Genomic DNA, 17,067 nt, shown 5'->3' on the forward strand with positions numbered 1-17,067 from the left:
GGAGAATTCATGAAGCAGATTCGCGTCCTTCTGATTGAGGATCATTTTCTTGCACGTATGGCGCTCCAGTCTGTTTTTGCCGGCCATGCGCAGATTCTCATCGTCGGAGAAGCTCCTGACGGCGAGACTGGGATCGAGCTTTACCGATCCTTGCTTCCTGATGTAGTAGTTCTCGATCTTCGTCTTCCACGCGTCAGCGGATTTGACGTCATCACAATGATGCGCAAAGAGCGGCATCCTGCGCGGATTGTAGTTCTTTCCAACTATCAGGGGTCGGAAGATGTCTATCGCGCAGTTCGCGCAGGGGCGCGGGCGTATCTCACTAAGGATGCAAGTGGGGAAGAACTGATTAACGCGATCCAGACGGTCTACCGTGATCTCCGCTATCTGCCCCGGTTGGCTTTGGACCGGCTCGCCGAACGGACCCCGTCGGTTGAGCTGACGCCTCGCGAGAGCGAGGTGCTGCTCTGCATTACGCAGGGCCGCTCGAACCGCGAGATTGCGGAGCAGCTCCATATTGCGGAGAAGACCGTCCGGATTCACGTCTCGTCGGTGCTCGACAAAATGGGCGCTCGTGACCGAACCCAAGCGACCATCTACGCGCTCCAGCGTGGTCTGGTGCATCTCGATTAGGGCATCCGGAGGACATCTAGGCTTTTTGGCCTAGATGTTTCTCGGTCAACTATCCGTTGACGGCTGGCCTGTCCCGATTTGTAATCGGTTCACTCTCTTCATCATATCTTTACCGTCTATTGGTGTTTCCTTTAACAGTTGGCGGAGTTCTTTCTTGCTGTAGCACTCATTCGGTCTCAACCGAAGTTTCTAGGGGTCCACACCGTGAAGAAGTTTTCGTTATGTTCTGCCCTGCTGATGTCCACCGCTATCGTGGGACATGCTCAGGTCGCTAATAATACGTCTCTGGTTGGTACGATTACCGATCCGACTGGCAGCGTCGTCGCCGGCGCCAAGGTGATCGGCACGAATCGTGATACCAAGGTCGCTTATACCGGAACAACCAATGCTGAAGGGTATTACTCGATCCCCTTCATTAACCCCGGTACATACGATGTGACGGTTGATATGACCGGCTTTAAAAAAGTGACGGCGTCCAACGTCGTTGTCACGGTCAACCTGGCAGTGCGTACTGACGTGACGCTGTCTATCGGTTCGGATACCTCCGAGGTCAGCGTTTCCGCGCAGACCTCCACTCTTTCTACCGACGATGCGATGCTCGGTGAGACGGTGGATCAGGAGAAGGTGCACGATCTGCCCATAAACGGTCGTCAGGCGCTCAGCCTCGCGCAGACCGCCTCGAACATTACCGTGAGCGGTACTGCTCTCACGGGCAATCCTCCTGGAAACAATGCCAGTGGCGCTGGTACGCGCGGTGTCAATAACAGCATCACGCTGGACGGCGTCAGCATCATGAACAATCTCGGCTCGACGGCTACGCTTGTGCCGAACCCGGATGCGCTCAGCGCGGTTCAGGTGCAGAACGGTAACTATACCGCTCAGTATGGCGACTATCTCGGCGTACACATCAATCAGGTCTCGGCCAGCGGTACCAACAAGATCCACGGTACGGTGTACGACTACATCCAGAACGATGCGTTGAACGCGAAGAGCTGGCTCTCCACGTCGGCTACGAAAAAGCCGACCTCCCGCTATAACCAGTTTGGCGGTGTCGTCAGCGGACCGATCTTCATTCCTCACTTCTTCGATGGCCGTAACAAGGCATTCTTCCTTGCATCGTACGAGGGGCTTCGCGACACCTTCTCCACCTTTACCATCGGCACTGTGCTGACGGATCGGATGCGCACCGGAGACTTCGGGGAGCTCGGCAATCAGCTTGTCGATCCTTATACCAAGAAGCCTTATCTGAACAACATCATTACCGAGGCGATCAACCCGGTCTCCTCCAAGGTTCTTCCGTATCTCACGCGTGCCAATCTTCCGGGTGCGACGAATAACTTCCAGGGCAACCTGAATAACGTTGTCAACTCGAACTCCACTCTGGATCGTATCGACTACAACATCGGCGAGAATGTTCGTCTGTTTGCTCGCTTTGACTGGCAGTCGGTCTTCAATGAGGCTGACTCCATCAACTATGCCGGCAACAACTATGGTCCGACGGTCTCCAAGAATGGGGCGGCTGGCTACACCCACATCATCACTCCCAATCTCGTCAACGATCTGCGGGTTGGCTCTAACATTGTCGTCACGCGGAACATCAACTACTTCGACCAGAACAATATCCAGGGTGCAGGCTCGGCTCTTGGAATTCCCGGATTCACCTCGGACGTTACCGCGGCCAATCCTGGTCTGCCGACGATCAACATCACGAACTACCAGGGAACTGGCGGTGAAGACGGAACCAACTGGTTCCAGGACGACCGTACGCTGACTGGCTACGACCAGCTCAGCTACACGCGCGGCAAGCATAGCTTCATGGCTGGTGTCAGCCTGCGGAAGCTCACGATTGGTCGTGCAGCTGTGAATGGTGCTCGCGGTACCTTCACCTTTGCTTCGACCTACACGGGCGACCCGGCTGCTGACTTCTATCTGGGTACCTTCAGCTCGGGTAACACACCTTACACGCAGGTCAAGGGCGAAGTTGCCCAGTGGCGCGACGGTTTCTTCGCGCAGGATACCTGGCTTGTTTCTCAGAAGCTGACGGTGCAGTATGGCCTTCGCTACGAGCTTCCCCAGGTTGCCTACAGCAAGAACGGCGTAGGCCGTATCTTGACTCCGGATATGACGGCGCTCTTCCCGGCGCAGGGTGGAACGCTTGCTTCAAACGCAGCGACCTATCCTAACTTCGGCTTTACGGCTCCGAACCACGACAACATCGCACCGCGTCTTGGTTTCTCCTACCGTGTAACGAACACCGCAGTCATTCGCGGTGGTGGCGGTATCTACTACAACGCCAATCACCTAAATGCGTTTACGCTTTCGACCTCAAACTTTCCGTACTCCAACTCCGTGTCAATCTCGAACCCTGGTGCGGGTTTTGTCCCGACCAATACCTTCTCGAACCCCGGTGCAGGTGCAGTCGGGCCGGTGCTCGGAACTCCCAACACCTACGTCAACGCCTTCACGGTCGACTATCATCTGCAGACGCCTCGCATGTACCAGTGGAACGTCGACCTGGGCCAGGAGGTCTGGAAGAATGGTGGTCTGGAGTTTCAGTACCTTGGATCGCACAGCATTCACCTGGACGAGAGCTACTATCCCAATCAGCCTCAGCCGGGCGCCGGTAATGTCAATGCGCGTCGTCCGAACCAGTTGATCGGTCAGATCCGCGACATCCGGAACGATGGCATCGCTACCTACAATGGCCTCACGGTGGTTCTGCGTCAGCGCACGGTCTATGGTCTGAGCGCCAACCTGAGCTACACCTGGTCTCACTCGCTCGATACCTCACCCGATTCGAACGGCGGCGGAACGGCCATGTACCAGGGCCACCTGAAGCTGGACTATGGCAACTCCAACGGCGATATCAAGAATCGCTTCGTCGGCACGGTCACCTATGCTCTCCCGAAGATCTCCGGACATAATCTGGCAGTTCGTGAGGCACTCGGCGGCTGGCAGGTCAATGCAATCGTGGATCTTCGCACGGGTACTCCGATCAATGTCAGCCTGGGTTCCGACGTCGCCAATGCTGGTAATATTGGAACGCAGCGTCCCAACTACGTCCACGCCGAGCGTACGACCTGCAGCCGTCAGACTGTGCTCTCTGGTGGAACCCACGCAAGCTGCCTGGACGCTTCTGCATACGCGATTCCGGCTAACTTCACCTATGGCAATGCACGCCGCAACGCCACCTACGGGCCTGGTGCGGCGAACACGAATCTTTCTCTCTTCAAGGATTTCGCTATCCATGACGGAGTACAGTTCCAGATTCGTGCTGAGGCCTTCAACGCCTTCAACCATCCCAATCCGGCTCTCGTTCCGACGGGTAGCACCACCAGCTCATCAACGACTCTGCCTTCCGATCTCTCTGCCGCTACCTTGGCTAAGAGCTCGTTCGGAGATATCACCGCTGCTCAGACTGGATTCACCACTTCCGGAGCTCGTATCCTTCAGATCGCCGGTAAGATCAACTTCTAACTCATTACCGGAGTACAGCCGCCAGGAAATTCTATGGCGGCTGTACTCTTTTTCTCGTTGACGCTAACATGCTGGTGTAAGCGAATCACCCGGAGAGTCAGTTACATATGCTGTCTGCAAACAGGTCTTTAGGCTTAAGCAAAAAAGAGTCAAGCAAAAAAAGTAAGAGCAGAAAGAGCATCATACTCGGTGCTGCGGTTTTCACGCTTGCAACTGCGGCTTTTAGCTTTGTGCTTCGTGCCGATGCTCCGCTGACTGCTGCGGATTACACGCGCGATCCGGCACGCATGCTTGAGGCGTACCGCCATGTTGAAGCAGCCTCAGTCTCTGATGCCGAAGAGCAGCTTCTACATGAAAAGCACTACATGTCTCACAAGATGCAGCCGATCTTCCCCACGAAGTTTGCTGGTACGGCTCTGACAGTGCTCTTGAAGAAGGAAGAGAACAAGGATCCAAACGCGCTCTCCGGAATGCTTGCGGCAATCGATAGTGGTGGTCCGGGTTCGGTCTACGTCATGAAGGTGGAAGACGGAGAAGACATCGCTGGAATGGGCGGCTTGATGGGGACGGCGATGTTTGCGCGTGGTTTCTCCGGTGCAGTAGTGGACGGCGGTGTTCGTGATCTTCCGCAACTGAAGAAGATCGGCTTTCCCGTGTATTCGACCGGACCGGTGCCCTCTACCTCTGTTTCACACTACCGCTTTGGGGGAATGAATATCCCCGTTGATGTAGGTGGAGTTCGCGTCAATCCAAACGATATCATCGTTGCCGATCAGGACGGAATCGTTGTTGTGCCCAAAGCTCAGGCGGCAGACATCCTTATCCTGGCCCAGAAGTTGGATAACAGCGAACACAGCATGTATCCGTTTATCGAAAAGTTCCATTCGATCGTCGAGGCAGTAAAACAGTTCGGTCGTATATAAGCTGCCAAATCGATTCTTTTGGCTCGATATGTCATTTGTCCCAAGACGGCGGGAGGTGTATGGCCCATGCTAAATCGGTCTTCCCATTGTGAAATGAATCTCTCCTGATCCTTTCATCTACCCTTGTCGATCGAACGAAATCGATGGATGCTTTATCTCATCGTTGTTCTCTCGCAGAGAAGTTGTGGAGTTCCTGATGCCAGCATCGCCTGAATCTCAAGCGGGTTTCTTCTCCCGCCGCCGCTTTTTTCGTTTGACGAGTTCGCTTGCCGCCACTATCAGTGCCGGTCCGGCGTTTGCATCTACCGTTGCTCGTACCCCTGCGATGCAGGCAGACGGGGAGGACTACTACGACAAGCTAGGGGTTGAGAAGATTATCAACGCAGCCGGAACCTATACGTTTCTGACTGCGGCCTGTATGCCCCCCGTCGTTCTTGCTGCCGTACAGAAGGCCGCACTGCATCCAGTCCGTCTGCACGACCTACAGATGAAGGCTGGAGAATATCTTGCACAGCGGCTGAGATGCGAAGGTGCAGTCGTCACGTCGGGTGCGTCTGGGGCTATCAGCCTGGCGACTGCGGCGTGTATGCAGCTTGCGAATAATATTGGTCCCCTCGCCATGCCGCAAGCTGTCGATGGATTGAAGAATCAGGTGATTGTGCAACACGCGCACCGCTACGACTACGATCATGCCATGTTCCTGTGTGGAGCTCGAGTGACGGAGGTTGTGACACTCGACGACTACCGCAAGGCCTGTGCCGCAGGGAACGCGGTAATGACTAATTTCTTCAATGCCGCGGAGGACGACGGTCTTTCTGGAAGTGCTCAGATCGGACGGGAAGATTGGCTTCGGATCGCTCACGAACACAACATCCCTTGCCACATCGATGCGGCAGCAGACATGCCTCCCATTGAGAATCTATGGAAATACACCGGCATGGGCTTTGATCTTGTCTCGTTTTCCGGAGGCAAAGGCATCCGCGGCCCGCAGAACGCCGGGCTTCTGCTGGGCAAGAAGCACCTTACGGATCTGGCACATCAGGGCAACAATCCCGTTGACGGTATCGCTCGTGGAATGAAGGTGGCGAAGGAGCAGATCGTTGGCATGGTTGCGGCCATCGACTGGGTTCTCTCCCATACGGAAGAGTCGATGCAGGGCGACTACCAGCAGCGAGCCGATGTGATCGCGCTTGCGGTCAAGGATATTCCCTCCGTTCGCACTGAGATTGTTGTGCCGAAAATAGCTAACCATGTGCCGCACCTGTTGATTCGCTTCGATCCCGCTGTGACCGGCATTACGACACCGGAGATTGTGTCAGCTTTACGTGCGAGTAAGCCTTCCATTGAGCTGAACCCCGATACTGGTCGTAAGCCGCGCCAAGGTATTCCGTCCGACGCCAATACGCTCGTCGTCGGGGTCTGGATGCTGCAACCTGGGGAAGATGTTATCGTCGGTCGCCGTATTCGCGCGGCTCTTACTCATCATGCCTAATTAGCTTTTACGGAAAGGAACGATTATGGAGAAGCAAACGAGAAGAGGTCTGTTGAAGAACGTTGCTGCGGCCGCTGCCGCCGTTACTGGAGCTGCGGTGATGGCGCCTGAGGCTCAGGCGCAGTCTGGCGGCGTTGTATGGGAGAAGAAGGCGATTCACCGCGCTCCCTCCGTCAATCCCGGAGCGCCGGCCGCTCCTGCTGCGAACGCTGCCCCAGCCGCGCCCAAGGGACCGCCGCTTTTCAACGGCATCGTCACCTTCGGCAACCTGGTGTTTATCGCAGGTATCGGCGCACACTTCAAGGGAACTATCGAAGAGCACACCAAGCATGTTCTGGATGAGCTCGAGCAAAATCTTATTCTGGCCGGATCGTCGATGGACAAGGTGTTGAAGGTAAACGTTTACCTGAGCGATCTCGCGAACTACGCCCGGATGAACAGTGTTTATGCAGGCCGCTGGGGTAGCGTTCCTCCGGTTCGTACTACGATTGCCGCTGCTGGCGGCATCCCGGGAGATTCTCTGGTAGAAATCGACTGCATCGCTTCGATCTAGAAACTTTTCAGGTCTGGAGTTTGAGGCCGAGCAACTCAGGATCATCCCTCCTCGAACGAGACAGGATGATCCTGACTATGTTTCTTCTCCAAATGCGCATGAGGCTATACGCAGGCACAGGATGCCGTTCCGGTTATCAAGATAGCGTCACGCATTTCGAGCACATTCGTCGAGAAAGGGAACTCATGAGCTTCAAGCATATTGGTCGCGTCATCCTCAGCTGCTCTGTCTTTTGTTCCACTGTTTTACCGGCACAGGAAGGGCGTCGTTTGCCTCAACTGCCGGCCAATCCGCTTGCCTATGATCTATTGATTACGAACGGCCATGTGCTGGACGACAAGAATAAGATCGACTCAATCCGCGATGTGGGAATCAAAGATGGGAAGATCGTTGCGGTTGCTGAGCACCTCAATGCGAAAGATGCTCTGAAGACCATTGATGCCAAAGGCCTGTATGTGACGCCGGGGCTTATCGATCTGCATACCCATGTTTATACGGGCACAGGAGAGCGTGGCTCCTATGCTGGCGACCTCTCTGTGTATCCGGATGGGTTCACCCTCCGTAACGGAGTGACCACGATCGTCGATGCCGGAAGCTCCGGCTGGCGCAACTTCGATGACTTCAAGGACAAGATTATCGATCGTTCGAAGACCCGTGTTCTCTCCGAACTCAACATCGTCGGCTCCGGAATGCGTGGCTCCAACTACGAGAATAACCTCGACGATATGGATGGCAAGCTGACCGGAGAAAAGGCCAAGCAGTTTCCCGGAGTTATCGTCGGAGTCAAAAGCGCGCACTTCACAGGACCGGAGTGGAAGCCATACGATCAGGCGGTTATCGCGGGCAATATAGCGAATATCCCCGTTATGATCGACTACGGTTCGCGCCGTATCGAGCGCCCTCTTCTCGAACTCGTCTCTACGCACCTTCGTCCCGGTGACATCTACACGCACTGCTTTTCAGGTCTGCGCGGTGAGCAGAACCCGCAGACAGGGCTTGCCTCAGAGGCTCTTCTTGTGATGAAGAGGCGTGGCATCTATTGCGATGTCGGTCATGGTGGCGGCTCGTTCTCATGGACGGTAGCTACTCCCATTATGAAGGGCGGTTATCTGCCGGACTCCATCTCCACGGATTTGCATGTCGACTCGATGAACAATGGCATGAAGGATATGCTGAACGTCGCCGACAAGCTGATGTTGCTTGGTGAGACAATCCCGCAGGTCATGGCACAGATGACTTCGCATCCGGCGCATGAGATCAAGCAGGATCAGCTCGGTAATCTCTCCGTTGGTTCGGTCGCCGACGTGGCTGTGTTCTCAGTGGAGACGGGCACGTTCGGCTTCGTTGACATGTACAACACGAAGATGATGGGAACGAAAAAGCTGGTCTGCGAGCTTACGCTGCGTGATGGCAAGGTGGTCTACGACTTGAATGGTATCTCCGCAGATATGTGGGATGCCACGACGCACTCTGCAGACGAAAGCCAGGCGCGTCGCTGGACAACCTTCAATGAGCGTCCTTTCGGAGCCGCTCGCTCTCCTCGTTTCCCGCAGTACGCTCCTGGCAGCCAGAATACGGCTACACCGAAGTAGAATAGTTGACAAGAGAGAGCGTGACGGCGCTCTCTCTTGTCAACTTCATGGGAGCGATTCAGCTACCCACCGCAAACGAAAGGATGCGGAATGTGTCTAAAGAAACAGCAGCACCATGGATCCAGATAGTCGTAGCTAGGAGGTTTAAGGTGAAGCGCCTCGCATCGGCACTTATCGTCGTATTTTCGGCCGCCTTCCTTTTTGCTGCGACCGCTCCGACCGTCAGCTGGTCGACTCTAAAGACTCTGAATTCTTCACAGGCAGACTCTCCCGCACGCGCGCTCAATAACAAACTTGTCTCTGTTCCAGGATTTATGGTCCCGCTCGAAGATGATGCGGATCAAGTCACGGAGTTTCTCCTGGTGCCTTTTGCCGGAGCTTGCATCCACGTACCGCCGCCGCCACCGAACCAGATGATCTATGTCAAGCTGAGGCATAACCAAAAGGCGAAGATGTCATTCACCGAACCGATTATGGTGGTTGGCCAACTGCATGTTGCCACTGTGCAGAGCCCATACGGCGATGTCTCCTTCAACATGGACGGAGATAGCGTCCAGCCTTATGCCCAGTGATTCCTTCATGACAGACGCAGTGCACCTGCAGCAGGTTCGTTTCTCTTATACCCGGCAGCAGCCGATTCTTCGGATCGACGAGTTATGTATTTCCTCTGGCCATCGATGCTTCCTTCACGGGCCGTCAGGTAGTGGCAAAACGACTCTTCTCTCGCTCATCTCGGGGGTCCTCAAACCGCAGCAGGGAAGCATTCGCATTCTTGGGCAGGAACTCACGCAACTTTCGGCCGCAGCTCGCGATACACTACGCGGCTCCCAGATCGGCTATATCTTTCAGGGCTTCAATCTCATTCCTTACCTTTCAGTCGAGGAAAATATTGCATTACCCTGCAAGCTGCATCCCGAGCGCCGTGCTCGTATTACTGCTGAGACGTTGTCGGCTGAAGTAACGCGCCTGGCCTCGCGTCTGGATATACACACACACTTAAGTGCGCCAGTCGCTCATCTCTCCGTTGGTCAACAACAGCGCGTTGCAATCGCACGTGCCATCATTGGTTCTCCGGCACTTGTGATTGCAGATGAACCTACCTCCGCGCTTGATACGGATCGCCGCGAAGACTTTTTGTCGCTCCTTACTGAAGTGACCGGTGAAGCGAAGGCGCGTGGTAATCCCGAGATGACGCTTCTATTTGTGTCGCACGATCGATCTCTCGCTACGCGCTTTGACTCGATCCTGTCGCTTCCCGAAATTAATCAGGAGACGAGATCGTTGGAGAATACCCTGTGACGCTTCTCCTTTTGGCATTTAAATCCCTTCGTGCCCGCACTCTTACAACAGCACTCACCATCTTCTCAATTGCGCTCTCCGTCATGCTGCTTGTCGGAGTCGATCGACTGCGTGGTGCCGCTCAAGCCGGATTTTCCGGGACTCTCTCCCATGCTGATCTGGTGGTCGGCGCTCGCGGAGGCGATTTGCCGCTGCTCCTCTCCAGCGTCTTCCACATCGGCAACGCCTCCAACAACATCTCGTGGGAGACGTATCAGCACTTTGTGCAGCATCCCGCCGTTGCGTGGACAATCCCAATCTCAATGGGCGACTCCTACCGCGGGTATCGTGTAGTTGCTACGGATGACAACCTCTATGCGCACTATCAGTATCGTGGAAGCCACAGGCTGGAGTTCGCGCAGGGCCGCGCACCGAGCGGTATCTTCGAGGCTGCTCTTGGAGCAGAGGCCGCCGCGCGCCTGCATGATGCTCTTGGGAAAAAGATTGTTCTCGCGCACGGCATTGAAGAAAAGTCGATCTTGAAGCACGACAACACTCCATTTTCAGTGGTGGGCATCCTGAAACCTACTTCCACCCCGATTGACCGAGCGGTGTACATCACGCTTCTTGGCGACGAGGCCATGCACTTTGGCTGGTCAGATGGCACGCCGCCCGCAATTGGTGAGACGGTGCCGAAGCTCGATGCCTCGAAGCTTAAAGTCGATCAGATTACATCATTTTTGCTTGGCACTAAATCGCGTATCAGCACTCTTTATCTTCAGCGTGAGATTAATACCTACAAGCCCGAACCGCTAACTGCAATTATTCCGGCCTACACCTTGCAGGAGCTCTGGGGTCTGCTCGATTACGCTGACACTGCGCTCTCGCTGGTCTCTGCCGCCGTGCTTATTGTTGGCCTGCTTGCCATGCTTACAGCGCTTTATACGGCCCTCAACGAACGGCGGCGGGAGGTCGCAATTCTCCGAGCCGTGGGGTTGCACGCTCGGCAGATCTTCATGCTCTTCCTCATCGAGTCGGTCCTTATCGCTTTTGCGGGAACTGTTCTGGGAATCGGTACTGTGTACGTTCTTCTCTTTGCTTTGCACTCGACGATTGAGAGTAGATTCGGCCTACCGATTACACTGGTCGGTCTGTCCACACGAGTTGAGTTCTATGCCCTGGCGACGATCATCTCTGCCGCGCTCATTGGTACAATCCCTGCTTTCCGCGCTTATCGGAACTCTCTCGTTGATGGCCTCAACGCCCATTGAATAGATGCTGGATTATTCCTCGCTCTTAGCGTTTCGGAAGCTGTATCTCTTCGCCGAAGAGCATGAGCAGAGGGTGTTTCAGCACCGCACGATACTCGTATTGCTCACCGGGCTCAGGGTGAAAGACCGCGGAGAACTCTCCTGAATGTGCAGCCGGCTGCAATGGTAGATGTTGCCATCCATGCAATCTAGAGAGCTTGTCTTCGCCGGTGATGAGGCGATAGTCAAAGCCAAACTCAGTCCCGGGCGCGTCTGCCGCATCTTGCCAGCTTCCTCGCAGCGTGATCGATCCGTTGTTCATCGTCAGTGGAGGAAGTGTATGCACTGTAGGAGGCGCAAAGGCCTCTTCCACATTGGTGAGCTTGATTACAGAAGGATAAGGCCATGAATCGCTATCGCGCAGTCGCTGTGCTCGCATCACGCGAACATGAAGCCCATCTGCCTCCTGATGAAAGGAGCCTTGCGGCTTCAGTTCCGGACGATATTCCACTAGCTGATCGTTTTGGCCCAGAAGACCAACGGTAGTGGTTGATGTCGCACGTACTGTCTTCAGCGTGAACTCGCGCCATGTGCCGCGTTTCCACGCTGGCGCAGCATCGTCATCATCCACAATTGCATAAAGCGAGCGTTTATCTTTTGATCGCGTAAACCAGACCTTCCCCTCATTGGTTACCACCCATGGCCGTGTGCCATAGATTGCGTCGGAGTTGATAAACATCCATGCACCAAGGGTGCGTAACCCCTCTTCTTGTTCGATTGGCAGTGAGCCGTCTGGTTTCAGCCCAATATTCAGCAGTAGATTGCCCCCGCGAGAGCGCGTCTGGATCAGAATACGCAGTAGATCACGCACGGACTTGTAGCGTTCATCCGTTGGCTGATATCCCCAGGCAGTTCCTAGCGTCATATTTGTCTCCCAGGCGCCTGGAAGCGGCGCGCCAGGGATATTTTGTTCAGGCGTCTCAATCGCGCCACGAGTTACAACTGCATCCGGCTGCATCTTCCAGACCAGATCACGGAGTTCCTTTGCTTCTCCGTCGAAGAATACGGCCGCCACTGGTCCATAGTGGCTCATCAGTTCCGTGACCTGATCCTTATCTAACTTCATAAGTCCCGGATTCCTGCTGGGTTGCACCTCTGGAACCAGCCTCTGAATCTGTTTGCCATTCTGATGGAGCCAGAGAAAATCGTCCGGTGAGAAGTACGCCCCGGGGGATACGCCCTGGCTGCGAAATGCAGCAAACAACTCGGCCGTAATGTCTTTTTTGTAAGGGGTCTGCATACTATTGAACGAGACAGTCTTTGTATCCCACATGCAGAATCCATTGTGATGCTTAGTGGTAAACATCATGTAGCGAAAGCCTGCTACTCTGGCCAGTCTCGCAAGACCTTCAGGGTCGAGGTGCGTAGGGTTGAAGGTCTGAGGTAGATCTCGATAGAAGCGGTCGACATACTCGTCGCTCGCACCTGCAAGGGAGTGACTGATGATGACACCGAGCTGCGAATCGACGCTCCAATGAATAAAGAGACCCAGTCCCTGATCGCGAAACCATTCCAGCCGTTCAGGACGATTCCCCAGAGGAGCAGGCGCCTGTGCTGTGAGAGCAGGAGCTACAGATAAACAAGCCAAGGCCGCAAGACAGAGACTGATGCGTCGAGATAAAAACATGCGATGAGTTTACACTGCTTCGAATTGCTAAGTGCTCTCGCTAGATGCTTGTTATGCCTGATGCGTATAGCGCAACGTGACAGGCTGCTTGCTAGGCCAATTGATCTATTTTTGTTTATAGCTCGTTCTGTTCCATTACTTTGTCATGTTTAGTGCCGCGTCAACTGCAGCTCTCGGCGAAGTACACCTTCTAAAAGAAAAAACTAAAAGGTCGGCATCCTTCGGGATGCCGACCTTTTTATTGCTCTGAGAAGCGTGGATAAAACTAATTAGTGAAGAAGCGGTAATGTATAGTCCATTCCTGACTTTTTCCAGGAGCCACATGGATAGCTATATAAGCTTCCGGGCAGACTGTCTTTGGGGTGGCCCACAAGTAAAACTTATTGATGGGCGAGTCGGAGGTTTGTTCTACTCCCAGTTTCGTAGATCGATCTTCAAACAGGATGTCGTAGTCGGATACTTTGTCAGAATATCCAGTAAGATAGCTGCCTACCCCATGTTGCGGTTGCAACTGTGAGACAAATTGAATAGTTGTTCCGGTTATCTGTGCAGAGCTAGGAAGAGCAGAGTCGGGAACAGGTGTCCATGGAAGATGGATCTTCATATCTGGCCCCGTAGTCTTGTTGTCGAGCATGAAGAAGTCATGGTCGTACACGGCGGTGTCAATAGACTTCGTGCCAATGTTCTTCAGGTGATGCTCGAGGCTCAGTACATTGCCATGCTCATCCAAGGAAAGAACCTTCTCATAGATATAAGCAAATCCCATAGGAGAATGAAGCTCCTGACGAAAGTGGATAGATCGCTTATGAACCTTCACCTTCCATCTTCCGTTATCCACAATGGGATAGGCACCGCCAAAACGATAAGGAGAGTCGTCGATACGTCTTACGACACCGACGCCGATCTTGACGAAGAGGCCTCCCGGAGCTGCTTCATCGTATCCTAGTTCACTTGTCGGATGACGGAACTCTTCCGCAGGGCCAGCCACAGCGTCGTTCGACATGGGATCGTATTTTTTGAACCATTCGCCGAAGAAGGTATGACCATCTAGAGAGGCGCAACCCACGATACCCGCCCAATCGAAACGAGAGGCGCGATAAAATCCATGATCCTTGTCTGGTAAAAAGATGACGGCACTCAACTTGCCATTGCTTATTCTCGCCATCGGATGATCTGCATGAGGAAGATTCATGCAGGTACTGGACGCGGGAGGCGACATCGGTACCCCCCCCGAGTTGGTTTGTGCAGATACAGTACGGCTAAAGAGCGCTATCGCCGGGATGAGCATGTAGCGCCCCACTTTGCGACGGAAGGGATACATCGTATGGGGCTCCTGAGAACTCAAGCGAATCAGGCTGAGTGAAAGGCAACGCAGGATGCGGAATCAACTTGTGCGATGCTCTGGCGATTGCGGATTACGCCTGTTTGGGAGTCGAAGCTCAAGCGAATGATTTGGCCGGAGTCTGCACCAACTCCTACCAGATATTCCCCGTTCGGCGAAAAAGCAAGAGCACTGAGTCTTTCGCGCTGCTGCGTCGATTCAACGAGAGCCAAGCGTCCGGTCCGATGGTCGATGCTCAAAGAATGTATGGCGAGCGCGCGGTCATCTACACCCGCCGTCACAAGAAAACGTCTTTCTGGATGCATCGCCATAAGTGTTGCCCCGGGCCGGGGGAGTGCAATAACCTGAGAAGCTGCGGAAATCTGTTTGGAGACCTGATTCCAAGCATGGACGCTGAGAGAGCCATTGATTGAGTTCAGCGCATAGATCCACTTCCCATCGCTGGAGTGGTCAATCTGTGAAGGCCCTGCCTGCGGATGAATACGTAGACTTGCTTGGCGTTGTAGCAAGCCAGCTTCTATTTTGAAGGAATGCATTGCCTCGTTGCCGGAATCGGCTGTAAGAAGTGTCGAGCCATCCGGATGCCGAAGGATACATCTCGGTTGTGCTGTTTTCGTTATAAGCCCTTCCACGAGACCAACCTCTTTTCTAACGCTTTCAGAGGCCATCAAACTTCCATCGGAGGCAATGGGAAGGAGATCGTACGAGCCGCCCTTCTGGGCTGCAACAATCAGGTGCGCTCCGTTATCGGTTACTACTGCATGTCGTGGAGACGTGGCCGAAAGCGACAAGGCGCGTGTATTGAGTAGCTGCAGGCGGCCCGAAGAGGCATTGATAGAATATGCACTTACTGCGCCACGGGGAAGATGATCCCATAGGTCAACTGCATGAACTGCGTAGAGGATCGGAAGGGAAGGGTGTCTTTCCAGATGGGCTGGCCGCATGGCCGGGACTCTCTGCATTGGCCGCCAATGGTCACCGGTGGTATCGAAGACGTGGATCGCACCCTCACCTGCTTCCGAGCCAATATAAGCAAATCCGGCTGCATCTTTTTGATCGTCATTCAGTGACTTGGCCAAGGCTTTTAGGCTAAGAGAAGGTATTCCCGCAAATATTGCTAATCCAGTTGAAAACGTCCGCCGCGTCCATTGGCTCGGTTGTTTGGTCATGGTGTCCATCGCTCCACTCTCGGGCTATGTCTAGCCTCGGACCGTCATGCTGTGATGAAAAATATTATTGGGGTCGTACTTCTTTTTCACGCCCTGGAGAAAGGGATAAAGGCCTGTTGTTCCGTAGTAGAGCTCCGGCCAGAATGGATATCGCACCATATCTACATCCGGGTAATTGATATAACAGCCTTCATAAAAATTGTTATGGAACGGGGTTCCGGCGTGCTTTGCGTCCATGTTGGCTGAGTACACATCGGTGTAGAGTTCGTCGAAGTACTTTAGCCGAGCTTCATCTTCTTCAGGATTCTGCCAGTACATCTGATACTGCAGCTTCATGATTGACGCGCGCTGCGGGATAGCGGTCTCATTCGCCATAGCGGGCTTGTTCGACGCGCCACCGTAGGAGTCGACAGCAATGATGCCGCCGGTCGTCATACCGGGGATGTCTCGCGTCAAATGCGCATACATGCGTCGCAGCTCCTCCACGGTAAAGTTTTTCTTCATATAGCAGGATTTGTATTTCCCGCGCGTCGTTCCGTTTGCGCCAGCTCCTCCACCATCGCCTATTGTCGCGTCGAGCCAGGGACGTGTGGTGAAGCGATGCTGTCCAGCTATGCAGGGAGTCAGTTGTTGCTGGCGTCCTGCCTGTTGTTGCTGCTGGTGTCCGGTGATAGCCGGGTCCGCCAGCGCCTCAGCATCGCCGCACTTCAGAAACAAGTCAAGAAACTCTGTCGGGATGCTGAGATCGTTTTTTTCATCCATGTGATGGTAAGAGGCGCTGACAGCAATGCGCTGACCGATTCCTTTATGCGTTAGTCCCATAAAGGTGAAGAGTGCCCATGTATCTGGTTCCTGGCCTCTCTTCTCAAAGTACTCTCCATAGGTCCGTGCAATATGGATGAACTTTTCTTCCGTCATGGTCTCCCAGGGGAAGGAGACACCCGCGCTACTCAAGCTTCGCGGTGCTGGCGGGAGCTTATCGAAATAGAAGCTGGTGATGACTCCAAAGTTTGCCCCGCCAGCACCGCGCAACGCGCGAAATAGATCGGCATCTTGCGCCTTGCTAACATGGCGGTTTACGACTTTGCCATCGGCTTCGACCGTCAGAATATCGACGCCGGTTATCCAATCCACAGAGAGTCCTTGAAGACGAGTCAACAGCCCATAGCCGCCGCCACTAAGATGTCCTCCGGCTGCTACCGAATAGCAGCTGCCCCCTGGAATGGTCAAATTATATTTCCGATAGAGTTCGGTATAGGCAGCACCCAATACCGTTCCCGCTCCAACCTGATATGGACCTTTTCCTCCAGGCGCGCTCGATGTGTGATTCAGTAGACTTACATCAATAATCGCGCCATTCGGATTATTGGCAACGAAGTCCTCATAACAATGACCGCCGGAGCGAACAGTGGGTCGCAACCCCGCGCTTACGATGCGTTGTAGAGCCTCAGCCGCTTCGGCCGCGCTCTCGCATACCTCTATCCGCGAAACAGCGTCCGATGGCTTTGCGGGAAATCGTGCATTCTTGCCTCTCGAAAGCGTAGGGTAGCGGGGGTCCTGCTTCGTAACCGTGGCAGCCATAGATTCCAATCAGCCCAACTGAAATCGACAGCCATCTAAGCACAGTGGCTACAGCGGCGCGTGTCGCAACACGTGCCGCTGGCGTCTTCC

The 17,067-nt window shown here is 54.2% G+C and carries 13 protein-coding genes; 9 read left to right on the forward strand and 4 right to left on the reverse strand.

Annotation, left to right across the window (positions count from 1 at the left end; genetic code table 11):
• Nucleotides 1–9: 9 nt before the first annotated feature.
• The 9 genes from FTO74_RS07500 (at nt 10) to FTO74_RS07540 (ending at nt 11,219) form a co-directional block, all read left to right on the forward strand.
• Complete coding sequence (locus FTO74_RS07500; RefSeq protein ID WP_162537590.1) at nt 10–633, forward strand: response regulator transcription factor; 624 nt, start codon at nt 10–12, stop codon at nt 631–633.
• 204 nt (nt 634–837) lie between these two features.
• Entirely contained in the window at nt 838–4,110 is a 3,273-nt protein-coding gene (locus tag FTO74_RS07505; RefSeq protein ID WP_162537591.1) for a carboxypeptidase regulatory-like domain-containing protein, read from the forward strand.
• Between the two features lie 107 nt (nt 4,111–4,217).
• On the forward strand, nt 4,218–5,033 hold the full coding sequence (locus FTO74_RS07510; RefSeq protein ID WP_162537592.1) for an RraA family protein: 816 nt from the start codon (nt 4,218–4,220) through the stop codon (nt 5,031–5,033).
• Between the two features lie 196 nt (nt 5,034–5,229).
• Nucleotides 5,230–6,525, forward strand: coding sequence for a selenocysteine synthase (locus FTO74_RS07515; RefSeq protein WP_162537593.1), 1,296 nt, complete (start codon nt 5,230–5,232; stop codon nt 6,523–6,525).
• A 25-nt stretch (nt 6,526–6,550) separates the two neighbouring features.
• A complete protein-coding gene (locus tag FTO74_RS07520; protein WP_162537594.1) occupies nt 6,551–7,078 on the forward strand; it encodes a RidA family protein in 528 nt (175 codons plus the stop codon).
• 77 nt (nt 7,079–7,155) lie between these two features.
• Nucleotides 7,156–8,670, forward strand: a complete 1,515-nt coding sequence (locus tag FTO74_RS07525; RefSeq protein ID WP_255462556.1) for an amidohydrolase/deacetylase family metallohydrolase — start codon at nt 7,156–7,158, stop codon at nt 8,668–8,670.
• Nucleotides 8,671–8,819: 149 nt separating this feature from the next.
• On the forward strand, nt 8,820–9,242 hold the full coding sequence (locus FTO74_RS07530) for a DUF3299 domain-containing protein (RefSeq protein WP_255462557.1): 423 nt from the start codon (nt 8,820–8,822) through the stop codon (nt 9,240–9,242).
• Nucleotides 9,232–9,969 (forward strand): ABC transporter ATP-binding protein, encoded by a 738-nt coding sequence (locus tag FTO74_RS07535; RefSeq protein ID WP_255462558.1) that lies wholly within the window; start codon nt 9,232–9,234, stop codon nt 9,967–9,969. The genes FTO74_RS07530 and FTO74_RS07535 overlap by 11 nt, the downstream gene beginning before the upstream one ends.
• Nucleotides 9,966–11,219 carry an ABC transporter permease gene (locus tag FTO74_RS07540; RefSeq protein WP_162537595.1) on the forward strand — a complete coding sequence of 418 codons (1,254 nt, stop codon included), beginning with the start codon at nt 9,966–9,968 and terminating at the stop codon, nt 11,217–11,219. Before FTO74_RS07535 ends, FTO74_RS07540 begins: the two co-directional genes overlap by 4 nt.
• Before the next feature lie 25 nt (nt 11,220–11,244).
• Here FTO74_RS07540 and FTO74_RS07545 read toward each other — a convergent pair whose 3' ends face one another.
• From FTO74_RS07545 to FTO74_RS07560, 4 genes are all read right to left on the reverse strand, one after another.
• Nucleotides 11,245–12,885 carry an alpha-L-fucosidase gene (locus FTO74_RS07545; protein ID WP_162537596.1) on the reverse strand — a complete coding sequence of 547 codons (1,641 nt, stop codon included), beginning with the start codon at nt 12,883–12,885 and terminating at the stop codon, nt 11,245–11,247.
• Between the two features lie 265 nt (nt 12,886–13,150).
• Nucleotides 13,151–14,077: a hypothetical protein gene (locus FTO74_RS07550; RefSeq protein WP_255462559.1), complete on the reverse strand. Its 927-nt coding sequence runs from the start codon at nt 14,075–14,077 to the stop codon at nt 13,151–13,153.
• Between the two features lie 158 nt (nt 14,078–14,235).
• Nucleotides 14,236–15,405 (reverse strand): beta-propeller fold lactonase family protein, encoded by a 1,170-nt coding sequence (locus FTO74_RS07555; RefSeq protein ID WP_162537598.1) that lies wholly within the window; start codon nt 15,403–15,405, stop codon nt 14,236–14,238.
• Nucleotides 15,406–15,426: 21 nt separating this feature from the next.
• Nucleotides 15,427–16,977 (reverse strand): FAD-binding protein, encoded by a 1,551-nt coding sequence (locus FTO74_RS07560; RefSeq protein WP_162537599.1) that lies wholly within the window; start codon nt 16,975–16,977, stop codon nt 15,427–15,429.
• Nucleotides 16,978–17,067 lie beyond the last annotated feature (90 nt).

Source organism: Granulicella sp. WH15 (genome assembly GCF_009914315.1).
GTDB lineage: Bacteria > Acidobacteriota > Terriglobia > Terriglobales > Acidobacteriaceae > Edaphobacter.